The 14,652-nt window shown below is 45.4% G+C and carries 15 protein-coding genes; 8 read left to right on the forward strand and 7 right to left on the reverse strand.

The genetic code is table 11. The features are described from left to right. Positions 1-153 precede the first annotated feature (153 nt). Entirely contained in the window at positions 154-726 is a 573-nt protein-coding gene (locus DYADSP32_RS28460; protein WP_149239588.1) for a hypothetical protein, read from the forward strand. A gap of 172 nt (positions 727-898) precedes the next feature. Here the strand turns inward: DYADSP32_RS28460 and DYADSP32_RS28465 are convergent, their stop codons facing one another. Then, positions 899-1,156 (reverse strand): DUF2892 domain-containing protein, encoded by a 258-nt coding sequence (locus DYADSP32_RS28465; protein ID WP_149239587.1) that lies wholly within the window; start codon positions 1,154-1,156, stop codon positions 899-901. Positions 1,157-1,509: 353 nt separating this feature from the next. On the opposite strand from DYADSP32_RS28465, the gene DYADSP32_RS28470 reads away from it, so the two are divergent. Next, entirely contained in the window at positions 1,510-2,583 is a 1,074-nt protein-coding gene (locus tag DYADSP32_RS28470; RefSeq protein WP_149239586.1) for a serine hydrolase domain-containing protein, read from the forward strand. Positions 2,584-2,967: 384 nt separating this feature from the next. Here the strand turns inward: DYADSP32_RS28470 and DYADSP32_RS28475 are convergent, their stop codons facing one another. From DYADSP32_RS28475 to DYADSP32_RS28500, 6 genes are all read right to left on the reverse strand, one after another. Further along, complete coding sequence (locus DYADSP32_RS28475; RefSeq protein ID WP_149239584.1) at positions 2,968-4,311, reverse strand: amino acid permease; 1,344 nt, start codon at positions 4,309-4,311, stop codon at positions 2,968-2,970. Next, complete coding sequence (locus tag DYADSP32_RS28480) at positions 4,311-5,360, reverse strand: dipeptide epimerase (protein WP_149239583.1); 1,050 nt, start codon at positions 5,358-5,360, stop codon at positions 4,311-4,313. The genes DYADSP32_RS28475 and DYADSP32_RS28480 overlap by 1 nt, the downstream gene beginning before the upstream one ends. A gap of 76 nt (positions 5,361-5,436) precedes the next feature. Then, a complete protein-coding gene (locus DYADSP32_RS28485; RefSeq protein ID WP_149239582.1) occupies positions 5,437-6,474 on the reverse strand; it encodes a DUF1611 domain-containing protein in 1,038 nt (345 codons plus the stop codon). Positions 6,475-6,624: 150 nt separating this feature from the next. Then, a complete protein-coding gene (locus DYADSP32_RS28490; protein WP_149239581.1) occupies positions 6,625-7,506 on the reverse strand; it encodes a serine hydrolase in 882 nt (293 codons plus the stop codon). A 78-nt stretch (positions 7,507-7,584) separates the two neighbouring features. Then, complete coding sequence (locus DYADSP32_RS28495) at positions 7,585-8,760, reverse strand: glycosyltransferase family 2 protein (RefSeq protein ID WP_149239580.1); 1,176 nt, start codon at positions 8,758-8,760, stop codon at positions 7,585-7,587. Positions 8,761-8,763: 3 nt separating this feature from the next. Then, positions 8,764-9,681: a glycosyltransferase family 2 protein gene (locus DYADSP32_RS28500; RefSeq protein ID WP_149239579.1), complete on the reverse strand. Its 918-nt coding sequence runs from the start codon at positions 9,679-9,681 to the stop codon at positions 8,764-8,766. Between the two features lie 197 nt (positions 9,682-9,878). On the opposite strand from DYADSP32_RS28500, the gene DYADSP32_RS28505 reads away from it, so the two are divergent. The 6 genes from DYADSP32_RS28505 to DYADSP32_RS28530 are packed head-to-tail and all read left to right on the forward strand — an operon-like array spanning position 9,879 to position 14,517. Next, complete coding sequence (locus tag DYADSP32_RS28505; RefSeq protein ID WP_149239578.1) at positions 9,879-10,421, forward strand: hypothetical protein; 543 nt, start codon at positions 9,879-9,881, stop codon at positions 10,419-10,421. Further along, positions 10,418-11,584, forward strand: a complete 1,167-nt coding sequence (locus tag DYADSP32_RS28510) for a response regulator (RefSeq protein WP_149239577.1) — start codon at positions 10,418-10,420, stop codon at positions 11,582-11,584. Before DYADSP32_RS28505 ends, DYADSP32_RS28510 begins: the two co-directional genes overlap by 4 nt. Continuing rightward, positions 11,581-11,919 (forward strand): STAS domain-containing protein, encoded by a 339-nt coding sequence (locus DYADSP32_RS28515; RefSeq protein ID WP_149239576.1) that lies wholly within the window; start codon positions 11,581-11,583, stop codon positions 11,917-11,919. Before DYADSP32_RS28510 ends, DYADSP32_RS28515 begins: the two co-directional genes overlap by 4 nt. 3 nt (positions 11,920-11,922) lie before the next feature. Continuing rightward, entirely contained in the window at positions 11,923-12,474 is a 552-nt protein-coding gene (locus DYADSP32_RS28520) for an anti-sigma regulatory factor (RefSeq protein WP_149239575.1), read from the forward strand. After that, the gene (locus tag DYADSP32_RS28525) at positions 12,475-13,605 is read left to right on the forward strand and encodes an acyltransferase family protein (protein WP_414618135.1); all 1,131 of its coding nucleotides are present in this window, start codon (positions 12,475-12,477) and stop codon (positions 13,603-13,605) included. Between the two features lie 36 nt (positions 13,606-13,641). Continuing rightward, on the forward strand, positions 13,642-14,517 hold the full coding sequence (locus DYADSP32_RS28530; protein ID WP_149239574.1) for an alpha-1,2-fucosyltransferase: 876 nt from the start codon (positions 13,642-13,644) through the stop codon (positions 14,515-14,517). The last annotated feature ends 135 nt before the right edge of the window (positions 14,518-14,652 follow it).

A 14,652-nucleotide genomic window follows, 5' to 3' on the forward strand; every position in this document is an offset into this window, starting at 1 on the left:
TTCCGGAACATTTTTTGTACTCTTAGTGCCTTGGAAATTGACGATTTTAGTAGATAAAAACGTATACTTAAACGTTCGATGACAATCGCTTCTGGTATGATTATTGACCCATTGTTGTTAAGATTCAATAATTGTCAATTAAATATACATACTATGAAAAGCTTCAAATTGAATATCATCGCGATGGCACTCATTGGCTCTGCTGCAGTTGCCCAGACCAGCAGGCCAGCCGTTCCGTCCGCTACGCAACCGGCATCAAGGCCTACGTCAATCCCCGGTTCTACGCAGCCTGGCACGGTGCAAGGTGCGGTGGTGCCAGGGTCTACGATTCCGGGAGCCATTCAGACCTCACCAACTCCGGGAACCAGTACCTACCCGGCAACTCCCCCCGGAGTTACCTATCCCGCAACGCATTCCCAGCCCATACCGGTACCAGGTAATACGCCGTCTGCAACGCCGGGCTCCACTTTGGAACCAGCAATCGTACCCGGAAATCCCACTTATCCGTCGACAATAGTGCCGGGAAATACCAGTCAGCCTGCATCGGTACCCAATATGCCTGCACAATCGTCTACACCCGGGGCAACGGCTGAGCCAGCTGTGGTTCCGGGAAACCCTACATATCCATCGACGAATGTGCCCGGAACAGTGTCTCCGTCAAAATCGTCCGGAACCCCTGTGCCGAAAGCAATGAAAAAGGGAACAAAAACCACACTGCCCAACTAATCAGTTTCTGAAACAAGTGGTTAAAAATACAAACCGGGTTATCGTCATGATGGCCCGGTCATTTTTTGCTCCTCAAAACCCATTAAGGTACGGTTCAAAAAAAGGTTTACCAGTCGAATATTTTCAGCTGATAAACCTAAGGTTATATTTCAATGATTTATAGCAAGATGGCTCAGGCCAGCAGGCTGTTTCGGCCAATCGCTTGATTAACAGGACACACACCGGTGGTGCAACGTGTGATGAGTATACCGCCTACAAAAGTGAGGCCTTTACCCAGCATGGTATCTTTCTTTTGTATCCCGTAAAAAGACAGAACCGCACCGGCAATTAATGAAATAATGCGTTCGGTGCTGCCCACATTTTGTGCTTCTTTTAACTGCTCACCAGCGTCGTGTAATTTTTCAGAAACAATATCCACAGTAGATTCCATAAATTGTAAGTTATGATGGTCTTTAAAATTTGTTACCGGGAAATGTAAAAAACTATACCAAACTTGCCATGCTGCTAATTGAAAAGCAGTATCTGGTGATTAGTCAGGATAAACTTAAAGAATGAAGATAAGGTTTCAAGTTCCTCATGCCGGGGCATTTCTGACCCCTTATGTTGGGATTTAGGGATGGGAAAGTTTCAAAATACTGGGTTTGAGATTCGATAATCAATTTTTGCTTTTATATTACATGAGCTCTTTCAATCCAATTTTCTGGCTCAACAATGGTTCAATCACCAGCCTCTTTAATTAATTTTAAATTTGCTGCCTGTTTGTGTCAGGCACTTCTAATCCTGATGTCTTTACTTAGCTCTTGTTCCACTGCAAAAAAGCCCGTTACCAATCATTTGGGTGTCCGTTTGGACAGTCTTTTGGGTTCAGTCAAAGATTATAGTTGCGTACTTTTGGTAGCCGAAAAAGGCGAGACGGTGTATCATAAGGCCTTCGGATACAACAATTTCAACACAAAGGAGGCGATGAAGACTTCCTCCATATTTGAGATTGCCTCGGTATCAAAGCAATTTACAGCCATGACAATTATGATGATGTATGATGCCGGGAAACTGGATTTTGATGACCCCGTTAGTAAATATATTGCCGGATTGCCTTATCCGGGCGTCACGATCCGCCACTTGCTTAATCATACCTCCGGCCTGCCCGACTATCAGGAGGTCATGGATAAGCACTGGGATAAAACCCGCGTGGCTGGTAATACCGACAACATTGCCTATCTGATTCAATACCATCCGCCGGTTCTTTTTTCGCCCGGTGCGAAATATGAGTATAGCAACACGGGATATATGCTACTGGCCAGTATCACTGAAAAGGTTTCGGGACAGGACTTTGTGGAATTTTGTCGTCAGCGATTTTTTATCCCTTACAAAATGTCAAAAACAGACATTCGATCATTGGAAGAAAAGAAGAATCTGGCAGGACTGGCAGTGGGTCATATATATGTCAAGGAAAAGCAACGCTATACGCCTGCGGACTCCTTCCCGGCGTTCAACTATGCGATATGGCTTGGGAAAAGGGTTGGCCCGGGACGTGTAAGTGCTACAACCGGGGATTTGCTAAAATGGGATCGTGCGCTTTACAGCAACCAACTGGTGAAATCCCAAACGCTTCTGAAGGCCTTCACCCCTGCTACATTGAACGACGGGTCATTGTCGCAATATGGCTTTGGATGGCATCTGGAAACGAGTCCAAAGTGGGGGAAAGTAGTGCGGCACAGTGGCGATAATCCGGGTTACAAAACCCAGTATATCCGGTACATTGATGCGGATAAAACGGTGATTTTATTAAGTAATACGGATCATGCCAGTCAGGGCACCGTTGTGCAGACTTTGGAGAAAATAATGGAGGAATATTGAAAAATATTATTGAATCTGATTTTTTATCCGGCTTTTTTAGCCTGGCCCGGGGCCTGGAATTAATTTTATCGCACTGTAATATTCTATGCCAATTCTCCTACTAATTGCTGAAAACGCTAATTATATGAGATCAGTCGCCATTATCTTCGTAGTTTTTCTTTCCGCTTGTAACCGTGATTCATCGCCTGAGGGTCGCCTTCGGGTCAGAGCGGAGCAGCTTGAAGCCCGACTAGACAGCCTGGACAGCCAAAATAAGTCCTTGTTGGATAGTATGAGGGTTATCCGAGACGAGTTGCGCATGTTAAGAGGAAGGTAAATATTAGACCAGACTTACAGCATAAAGAATTCCAAACTATTGTGAAAAGTCGCCTGATTAGTCCTGTACTAAGGTTTCGTTGAACGCGTATAGAACAGATAAACCGGAACGCCTGAAATGATCAAAGCGAGGCCAATTGCTGCCTGAATCGGCTGATTGACCACGTTGACCACAACGAGTACCAGACAGAATAAGGAGAATATGACCGGCAAAATTATGGGCACACGATAGGGGCGTGGGGTCGCGGGCTCGCGTTTACGCAGGAGTACGACGCCAAATGCCGCCGATCCGTAAAAGATAAATGAGGCAAAGATCAGCAGGTCGGTGAGTGTATCGAAGCTCCCTGACCAAACCAGCACCACAGCCCACAAAGCCTGGATGAGGATAGCGTAGGAGGGAGTATCATGAAGTGGATGTATCTGCCCCACTTTCTTAAAAAACAATCCATCCCTGGCCATAGCAAAAGTGATTCTTGCGGACAAAAGGATGGTTCCATTCACGCAATTGAATGTTGTAAAAAGGATCAGTAGTGACAGTAAAATGGCTCCTGTGTTTCCGCTCAAAACACGTGCTATTTCCACAGCAGCGATCTGATTGGGAAGCAGGCTTTCGAGTTGTTGAATGGGAAGAACATACAGGTAAACGGCATTGACGATCAGGTAGAGTGTGATCACAATAGAGGTTCCCACGCCCAGGGCAATAGGGATATTCCGTTTAGGATCTTTTACTTCCTCTCCGATAAAACCAATATTGTTCCATCCTTCGTAACCCCAAAAGGCACTCAGCGAGGCGGCAAACATAGCGGAAAACAGCGGCCAGCCGATTGGAGCTGCGGGCGTTGGTGCTGTGAAATGGTCGATATTTCCTTTGCCCGAACTTAATGCAAGGACGACGAATGTAAGTATGGCTAAAACAATGGTTGCAATTAAATAGCGGCTAAGTTTTTCACCCATTGAAATTCCCCGATGATTAACATAACTCAGACCGATAATGAGTAAGCTGGCAAGTACCTGCACGCTGTATTTCTCCCCAAAAAATCGACTTGCTCCCGGAAGCAGTTCATGAAAGGAATCGGCAAAGATATACGCCAGCGCGGCAATCGTGGCCGACTTCATTACAGCGAGGTTGGCCCAGGCGTATAAAAAGGAAAAGAAACGGCCGTAGATTCTTTTGAAATAAACATACTCCCCACCCGAGCCCGGCATCATGGAGGTGAGTTCGGCAGTACTGAGTGCGCCCATCAGGCTTAGCGCCCCGGCCAGCGTCCAGCATATCAGGACCAGCAGTGGCGAGTGAAGCTGTGCCGACATGGGGGCAACCTTTTTGAAAATTCCCGAACCGATGATTGCGGTAATTACCAAAAATATTGCCGATGTTCGGGTGACGGTACGTTTCAGCGAGGGATCGTTCATTAAAAGCCTGGTTGAGCGTTGATACTCAGGAAGCCATCCTCCAGTACAAAGCCACTTTCGCTAATATTTTCGATCAGGTCGAGGCTTCCGTCCAAATCCAGATATTTCGTGTGCGGACATGCAAAGGCGGCATGTAACGCTGCGGTGATGCTGAGGCTGCTCTCGTCGTTGCATCCCCAAAACAGCTCAATTCCGGCCTGACGGGCAATGTTGGCAATTTCAAAAGCAGCCGTTATTCCACCGCATTTCATTAGTTTAATATTGAAAATGCCGAACGTTTTTTGTTGAGCGATGGTCATAGCGGATTTGGCATCTTTTAACGATTCATCGGCTGCAAGTGCCATCCGAGTCTGCTCCGGGAAACCGAGGAGGGCGCTGTCCAGCTCAGGTTGGAAAGGCTGCTCAATCAGTTCAAGATTGGTTTCTTCAGTTTGGCTTAGAAAATAATACAGGTCCTGGGGCTTGTAGCCCTCATTGGCGTCAACCCGAACAGTGAAGTGATTGCCGAATCGTTCAAAAAGTTTGATAACCCGTTCCGCGTCTTCCGATGCATCCAGTCCCGTTTTGACCTTTAATACTTTGAATCCCTGTTGCTTATATTCAAGTGCTTCCTTTATCGTTTCTTCCACGTTTTTTATTCCAATGGTCACCGAAGTCAGCATTTTGGAGTGATGCCTTCCATAAAAATCAACAACTGGTAGTCCGATCCACTTGCCAAATGCATCGTGCAGCGCGATATCAATGGCAGCCATGGTTCCGGGAAATTTCGGAAAGGTGGTTCTGTAATGATTTATCAGCGAAAGGAATTGACGAATATCTTTTCCGACAAGCTGCTGAACCAAATCGGATTGAAGATTTTGTAACGTTTGAGTCGGGGTTTCGCCCACCACATCCACATCGGTATTCGCTGCGCCTTTTCCCGAAATTCCGTTTGAAAGTTCTATTTCAAAGAAAATGATCTCCGCGGTAGCGATCGTCTCACGGGCGATGGTGTAGGGTTTCGTCAATAAAAGCGACTCTGAATAAGCCCGGACTGTTTTGATGTTCATTGGAAATGATGTATTGGCTGGCGGTTACGGCTCTGATTATCTGACTGTTTTGCGTGTTGCACGACCTGAAACTTATTTAGATCAAGGCCCTGATGGCAGGTACAATCTTGTCGCACCCTTCCTGTAAGGGAAGTAAAACGGGTATTTTTAAAGTGGACTCATGGAATTTTTGAAAATTCAAGGCGTCCTCAGGTGAGCAGTCTTCGGTATTGAGTGCCAGGGCCATCACTTCCGCTCCATACATAGAGATAAGCTCGATTTCGGATTCCAGGGAAGGGATTTTGCCGAAGTGCGCTTCCTTGTCGAAGAAGGTTCTTGTGGGCGCGTGTACCAGGATAACGTTTTTAGCCTGTCCCGACAGTATAAACTCCGCTCCGCAGGGGCCGCTTGGGTTACGTAAGGCCGACTGTCCTTCCAGAAATACCACGTCAGCCTTCGTTTCTTTCACACAGCTTAAAATGGCATGTTCGACTTCACCGGACACAAAATCATTCAGGGTTGAGTCGAAAATGAAGCCATATTTTCCGCCCTGGAGCCAGCCCGTTTGACCCGTGTAAATCATTTGTGCCTCAATGCCCTGCTTTTTACACGCCTGAATGAGAAGCCTGGTGGTGGTTCGCTTTCCCAGAGCACAGTCGGTGCCCATCACGGCGATTACTGGCGTCGTCAGATTCAATATCTCCCCGGTCCAGAAATGAAGGTCTTTCGGACTTTTAGGTTTTCGGATGTCCAGCAGTTGTACACCGTTTTGCTGCGCCAGTAACTGTATATCGGCATGTTCCGAAAGGTAGTCGTGCAAGCCATTGACTATTGAAAGCTTATGTACTATGGCCGTGCGTACCATTTCCAGCATAAATCCAGGAAACATACCGCCAGTTGTGGCTACGCCAATGATGCAATGGGTAGGGTTGGTGGTCAATGCTTCTGCTATGTCTGCAAAAATGGGAATGCCTCTGTTTTTGCCATCCAACACCTCTCCGGCATCCTTGCCAGCCTGTTTATGGTCCACGATGCCAGTGATTTCGAATCGCTCGCTTTCGCGGATGAGTCCATGGGCAGTTTTTGCGTCAACCGTATCCAGCATGCCTGCTGTAAGGATTATTGCTTTTTGCATATTTTGTGAAATGTGAAATGTGAGATGTGAAATGTGAAATGTGACCGGGCCGCCGGGCGGATGTGACCGGGTCGCCGGGCGGATGAGAATTTAGGACCAGGATAATAAATGTTCGCCTGTTTTTTTGCAGCGCTAACGCGAGGCACTGTCTTACTTCACTGCGTCATAGATCATTTTTGAAACATCGGACAACAATTCCAGCGTTTCTTTTTCATCTTCCCAATCTCTGGACAGAATTACGATCGAATAATGTCTCCCATTTGGAAGATACACAATCCCTGAATCATGCCGCACTTTGCCAAACGCGCCGGTCTTGTGTGCGACTTTCACGTCGGCCGGAAGTTTGGCTGGAATCACCGTGCCAAACTTTTGGTCCAATAATATTTCGATCATCGCCTTGCTAGCCTTTTGATTGACAATCTCACCCTGCGCCATTTTTGCGAAGATCAGCATCAGGTCGTAGGCTGTCGTGGTGTTGTTGAGTCCTTTTTCAAATGCTTTGGTATCTTCAACGCCGCGCAACACCTTCATATCCTTTGCCCCCAGTTCACGCATACTTTGTGTCACATTCCCGGCACCGACAAGATCTATCAGCATGTTCGTGGCAAAGTTGCTGCTCACCGTGATCATTTCGTAAACCAAATCACGTATGACCATTTTTTTGCCTATCCTTTTGTAAAGAACAAGCTCGCTGTCGACCAGTGAGTCGAGGCGGAAAAGACTGCCGTCAACGATACTTTTGAACTCATTTTTGAGTGTAACGGAGTCGGTCAATGAAAATTTACCCGCATTGGCCTGTTTGAAAACCTCGATCATGACCGGGGTTTTCATCGTACTGGCAGCATGAAAAAATTCACGCTCATTGATGAAAACCGTTTTACCGGACGACGACTCCGAGAATGCTACTGCGTAGTAGCCTTTGTGTTTAGTTAATTCTGCGGAAATTTTTTGGGTCAGTGTTGTTGCAGTTTGTGATATTGCGACATTGGTAAGAAGGGCAAAAAATAAGAATAAACTAATTCTGTTGCGCATAGGAGTGGGGTATGGGTCTTTTCATCAACTTTTGAAATCACCATGTAAAATAAGCATAGGCAATGAAATTACGGTTAATCAGTCCCCTTTTCTTTTCGCTTTTTCCCAAACCGAGCTCTGGCTCCCTTTCAGGTACCGGTTAATTCCGGCTATTACAGCATAATTCATAACACAGAAATAGTAAGGCACGAAAAGCGCCTTGATTTTGATTTTTCGTTTTTCGAGGACCCAGCCGAAGAATGCTAACAGATAAAAAGTCACCTGTGCCACCAGAATGAGCAGGTAAATCCAGCCGCCGGTTCCGGTTGCTACAATGAGAATATTAAGTATTAAAGCCAATATCAAAAGGAATGGCGTGATCGTCCAGCGCAGTACGCGGTGGCTGATGTACTGGAAGGATAAGACCGGGAAATGAATGGGATTGAACAGCTTTTTTAGCCGCAAAATGGATTGAATTCCCCCGGCAGCAATCCGTACTTTTCGTTTTAATTCTTCATGAATGTTGTCGGAAGATGCCTCGGAGGCGTAGGCTGCCGGCTCGTATACAATGCGGTAACCCTGTTGCGCAATGAGCATGGATATCATAAAATCGTCGAGGATGGTGTCTTTTTCAACAGGCTTATAAAGTGACCTCCGTACGCTGAACAGTTCACCGGCCGCACCTACCACCGAGTATAGTTCGGAATCCCATTTTTTTAGCGCAGATTCATATTTCCAGTAAAATCCTTCACCGGCGGTGGCGTCGGATAGTTCATCCTGCATCACCCGTTTTTCGCCCGAGACTGCCCCGATGGTCGGGTCGGCATAGTGCCGTGCAATCAAGAGCAATGCTTCTTTGTTGAGGAACGTGTTTGCATCCGTATACACCACTACCTCCGTGTCCACCTCATGCATTGCCCGGTGTATGGCCTGTATTTTCCCGCTACGGGCTGGTGTGTGCATGAGCCGGATACCTGGATAGGTGGCAATAATGTCCGGCGTCCGGTCTGACGATCCGTCTGTTATAAAAAGTAATTGCAACCTGTCGGCCGGGTAAGAAAGATCCAGCGTATTGGCTATTTTTTCTTTAATGATACTTTCTTCATTATACGCAGCAATGATCAGCGTCAGCGAGGGGAACTGCTGGTCATTGCCGGGTGTACTTCTTTTTCCCTTGAAAAGTCTTCTGGCTTTTACCAGCAAGTACAGCAGGATAGCATAACCGACAAACGTGTAGAACACGATAAACAAACTGATCCAGAATAGAAATAACATACATTAACGGTTGAGTGGAAAGCCAAGATGCTTGCTGTCTGCTTTGTTGGTAAAGTGCCACAAAATGGCACGGAAAAAGACCGGGATGAAATTATATTCTTTGTTTACAAGGTATTGCACGAGATTTCTTGGCGTAACCGCGAAGAGGAAGTAAAGCGAAAAGATGAAGAAAGTGCCCGACGAGGCATTTTTTCGGATAAAGAGTATCCTGTTTCTGTTCATAAAATACTCTTTCAACGCGCTTCTTTTTCCTACCGAAACGGACTCCTTATGATAAATCAGGGTGGAAAGATTGGTATGCACCTCATAGCCGGCTTTTCTGATCCGCTCACACCAGTCAAGCTCTTCGAAGTACAGAAAATAGTTTTCATCCATAACACCCGCCTTCTCCAAAGCCTCTCTGCTGATCATCATGGCCGCTCCGTGTGCGTAGCCCGTAGTACCACTGGATGAATCATATTGTCCCCGGTCTATTTCAAACTGACCGATGCATGCGTTTCGGCATGTGAAGTAATTCATTTGCGTGTAGCCGGCGTACTGCAACATTCCGGGCTGGTCGAAGTAATGAATTTTCGGAGACAATATTCCTATTTTTGGATTATTTTCCATCGTGTGTACCAGGTCGCCTATCAGGGTTCGGGTAACTTCGGTATCGTTATTTATCAAAAACAGATAATCTCCTGTCGCCTCCTGTATGCCGATGTTATTTCCTCCCGCAAACCCGGTATTGGCATCTGAACGAATAAAGGTGACATTGGGGTATCTGACCTGCCAGTCCGTCACTGGATTGTTTACGCTTCCATTGTCTACTACAATTACTTCTATTTCTTCGTAGGTATTTACTGTCTCCAATGATTTTAAAAGGTCCTCAGTAATCTTGGGCTGGTTGAAGTTTACAGTAATAATGGATACTAGTTTCATTTGTGAGGGTTGAGTGGATCGTACTGTAAATCGAAAATAAGAGAATTATTTTATTCATTAAGTAGAATTATTTCAAAATTAATAATAATAACCTAGCTTTAACCAAAATGTAAGTGAAGAGGAGAAATTGCCAGCCGGAGGGTTGATAATATTACATTTTTTCGCAAAAAATAACCAAACTGGTAAAACTAACAGTCATGCGCTCCCTGGAAACCAAACATGCGTTGAACGCCGGGATTAGTCTCTCCTATGAGAACAAGCCGGAAACCAGTCTGCTCAATCAAAAAGTGCTTGAACTGGTACAGGTTATTCAATTCACAAGTGTCGACAAAACGCAGGCACGGATATATCAGCAGCAGATAGCGGATGCTTTCAAAGATTCCGGGAGCTTTGCCAAGCAACTGGCTACATTCGAGGCATTGCCTGCGGATAATAGCCTTTCTAGGGAAGCGTTACTGGATGAGCTGGAAAAAATACTTTCGGAAACCGAGATTAACAGTGAGCAGAGTAAAAACTTCCTCAAAAGAAATGCTTTTCACCGAGCCATTTTATTGGTGGTTGCCACCCTCCTGATCGTCACAGGATTCGCGATGATCATCATGCCGGCTCCACCAAGTTTTGAGCTTTTTACCGTATTTTATTTCAACGCCAACGACGGTGTTACCATTATGGATCTGGTATCGTTGCTGATCATATTCGGAGGCGTGTATTTGTTCGTGCTTAATCTGGGTAAAAAATGATTTCGTTCCAGGATCCCCCGGTAAACGTCAAGCAAATACTTTTGGTGGAAGATAACCTGCTCTTTCGCAGGGTTGTGGAGTCTGCGCTGATCAGGGCAGGGTATACCTGTCTGCTTGCCGAATCGGCCCCGGAGGCATTGAAGTTGTTAAGGAAGGAAAAGCCCGATCTGATCTTGTCGGACTACGATATGCCGGAAGTAAATGGGTTCGATTTCAGGCAGGAGGTGCTACGTAATGCGGAGATAAGCCACATCCCCTTCGTTTTTCTCACCTCATTTTCCGATAATGTACTTGTATTAAAGGGGTTGGAGCTGAATGCACTGGACTTTATAAGCAAGGAAACACCTATTCCGGTCATTATTTCCAAGCTTAACAATATTATAAACTCCCTGAAAAATGAACATGTTCGCTCGATCAGGGAATTGCGGGTAGCTGCAGAGACACTCGGTGTACGCTCAATTCCGTCCACAGTGCCGGAGGTGAGCGGTTACAAGATCTGGTTCTGGCACAAGGGATTTCGCGGTTATCCCGGTGGTGACTTTATTGATTTTGTAAAGGTTGATGATCGTTTCTGTTTTGTTTTCCTGGGCGATATTATGGGAAAAAAATGGAAGGCATGGTTCTTCACATTCGGGTACATGAGCTACATCAGGGCGGCGATCCGGTTCTGTGTTCTGGACGCCGATCTGACGCTGGATTCCATTGTTCAAAAAATAAACAGGCTGGTGTGTCTTGACGAAAACCTTCAGAACATCTTATCCAGCTTATCGCTGCTCCTGCTCGATAGCCATACAGGTAAAGTGTCGTATACCGGGGCAGGAGATTTGCCCATTATTCACTTTGAGCCCTCGCCTAAACGTGTGAAGACCATTATTTCTTCGGGACTCTTGCTGGGTTTGCTCGAAGACGGTTTTTATGACCAGCAAACCGTTGCGATGCAGCCGGGACAGCAACTGGTCATATTTACGGATGGGATGATCGACATTCCTTCAAATGGAGCCCAAAAGAGTGATTACCCCTTTTTTGTGGAAAAAATAAGTCCCTATCTGGGCCTGCCCGACAGCTTTGCACAGATTAGATCCAGGGTATTGGACGGGATCGACGACAGTAACCAGATGGATGATGCCAGCATCATTTTTATTGAAAAAATAGAAGACAAATGATACTTAAAACAACTGAAGTTCACGGTGTGGTTCAGGCCATTATTGTACCGCATGAAGCAAGTCTCAGCAATGCGGAGCTTTTTAAGGAGGAGATGATCACCCTTGTTTCGAATGGTGCAAAACTGATCCTGCTCAGTTTTGAAAACGTGAACTACATCGATAGCTCCTTCCTCGGAAGCCTGGTTGTAGCGCTGAAGTTTGCCATGCCCCGCAATGCGGACATTTGCCTCGTGGCGCTTAAGCCGGATGTGAAAAACCTTCTCACCCTCATAAGAATGGATAAAGTATTCAAAATTTACAAAGATTTCCAACACGCTCTGGAGGCGGTGAAATGAGCAATGGGTGAACTGCAAAAGTCATTTAGATATCAGCATGAGTCGGGTGATCTGGCGTTTTTGATCAGAACAAGTCTGGACTATGTAGAAGGACAGCTCAATTTATTGGTGCTCTCTACTGAGATTTTGCCCAAAATACAATGGGTCGTCACGGAATTGCTGATGAATGGCGCAAAGCATTCCGGGGTAAGCGAGAGTATTTTGCAAATTGAATTTAAAGAGACAGGGGTTACGATCAGTAGGGAAGATTCGGGTCCCCCATTGAAATTATGGGTAGACGAAAAACGGCTCCAATTAAGCTGGCCGTTAGAGGACTGTATGTTGGATCAGCAATATGAGGTGTATCTGAATGGTATGGATTCTCTTCAGATATATACAGAAAGCAGCGATAAAGTCATCTTTCAGGTGATAGAGCTGGATGCTATCCAAATGCCCCATCTGCTAAACAGTACCAGTGAGCATTTCGGGTTGCTGATCATTACCAAGGCATCGGACCGGTTCAATTATACCTGGGAAAATGGCAAAAACATTTTCAAAACCACCTTTAATTATTGAATGGAGAATACCAACGTTATAAAACATCGCTTTGAAGTCCTGGATATCTTTCGAGGGTTGTTCGCGTCTTTTGTTTTCCTGTTTCATCTCAGCCCTTTTGCTGAGGGCCCATTGCTCGTGAACCGTTTTGTTGAAAACTCCGACATGTTTGTTGATTTCTTTTTCGTGCTCAGCGGGTTCGTCATCACCTACAGCTATCAGTCGCTTTCAGGTGTTGGGCAGTTGAGAACATTTCTTGTCAAACGGATTTACAGGATTTACCCTCTGCACTTTTTCATGCTCATGGCTTTTGTGATCATGGAAGTAGCCAAGAATTTATTAAATCCTTATATCAAGGTCAACAACCTGGATAACCCTGCCAATACGATTTATACTTTTTTTACTTCATTGTTTCTGCTTAATTCGACGCCACTGCCCGGTGTACATGACGTGAGCTGGAATATTCCAAGTTGGTCCATCAGCGCGGAGATGATGGCTTACCTGGTGTTTGGCGTTTTGCTCGTGGGTATACACACCTTTCATTTGTTTACACGGCGCAATGTGTTTTATGCGCTGGTTACCGTTGTCTCACTTGCAGGATTATACCTGGTTTCTAACAGTTTGCAAATCAACTATAGCTTCGATTTTGGCTTTCTGCGAGGTATTCTCGGGTTCTTTGTGGGTGCGCTGTGTTTTAATTTGTTCAGCGCGTCCCATGCCACGGTACGCAACTGGCCTGTGTCCTTTTTTTATATCGCCGAACTGGTTTCACTTATACTCATTGTGTTAGCCATTTTTTATGGCGAGATACTAAAGCCTTGGGGGGCATTGTTTGAAGTGTTGTTTTTTCTGTGCATTTACGTTTTTTCATTTGAAAAAGGCCTCATTTCGTCCGGATTGAAGAGAATTACGATCCTGCATAATCTTGGAAAGTATTCCTATTCCATTTACATGACGCATGCCTTACTGATCAGTTTATTCAATGTGCTTTTTATCAGGGTACTGAAATTCCCTCCAAGCGCATACACGTATTTGTTTGTCGTCAATTTCATCCTTATTTACCTGGTATCAGCCTGGACCTATAAACATATTGAAATGCGCTTCCAGTACCGATCCGCGAAGAGGAATCCATCCAAAGCCAGGCTGGTATAGGCTGTAGCATTGCGTTTACCCATTTATCGTTAATTTATGATTATTTCAAAAATTTCTCACGGATTAGGAAACCAGCTTTTTCAATACGCCATTGCACGTAAAATGGCTCTGGATCGAAAAGCATCCCTTTATCTTGACCTTCGGTATTTTGAGCATACCTATGCCACAGACACCTTTAGAAGTTTTAAGCTGAATCATTTCAATCTCAAATACCATCGGTTTGACCATTCACCTGTCCTGGTTTACCTTTCCAAACTGACCAAGCTGTTTCCGGAGCGTAGTTTGCCTCCCTTTTTCAAGCTGGTGCGTGAGGGTAATGACGGGTTTAATCGTGAAGCCTTGCAGCAAGAGGCATGGTTTCTCTATTTGAGTGGCTTCTGGCAATCGGAGAAATATTTCAAGGATATTCAGGAGGTTTTGCAGAAAGAGCTCACGCTTAAAACTGCGCCATCTGTTCTTTGTGAAAGCTACCGGTCATACATTCAAAAGGAGCAAACGTCCGTATCCTTACATATCCGTAGAGGAGATTATGTGAACAATGCCCAGTTTAAGGATCAGTTTGGCTTTTTGGGGCTGGATTATTACAAAGAGGCGATTGCGCTTTTCCAGAAGGAAGATGCCGATGTACGTTTTTTTGTATTCAGCGATGATCTGGAATGGGTAAAGGAAAACCTTAATTTTGAACCGAACCTCACCTTTGTAGAATGCAGTGGTGAAAACAGTGATATTGAGGAGCTTATGCTCATGCGCGCCTGTCAGCATCATATCATTGCCAACAGCTCGTTCAGCTGGTGGGGGGCCTGGCTCAATGAAAACAAGAACAAAAAAGTAGTGGCACCCAAAAAGTGGTTTAATAACCTGCCTGGCCTGAATACCGATGATCTGATTCCTGAGGATTGGATCAGGTTGTGAGGATAACGCCTGGAAGGAAAAGTCCGTAAGGTTGATTTCTCCCTTACGGCTGAATCCGCGAAAATAGTCGTTTACAAGCGTTCAAGTTGATCCAAGCTTTCGTCTGGAGAGGTTTCTTTACAGTTTATGTCATGG

Origin of the sequence: Dyadobacter sp. 32 (assembly GCF_902506755.1) — a bacterium.
Lineage (GTDB): Bacteria > Bacteroidota > Bacteroidia > Cytophagales > Spirosomataceae > Dyadobacter.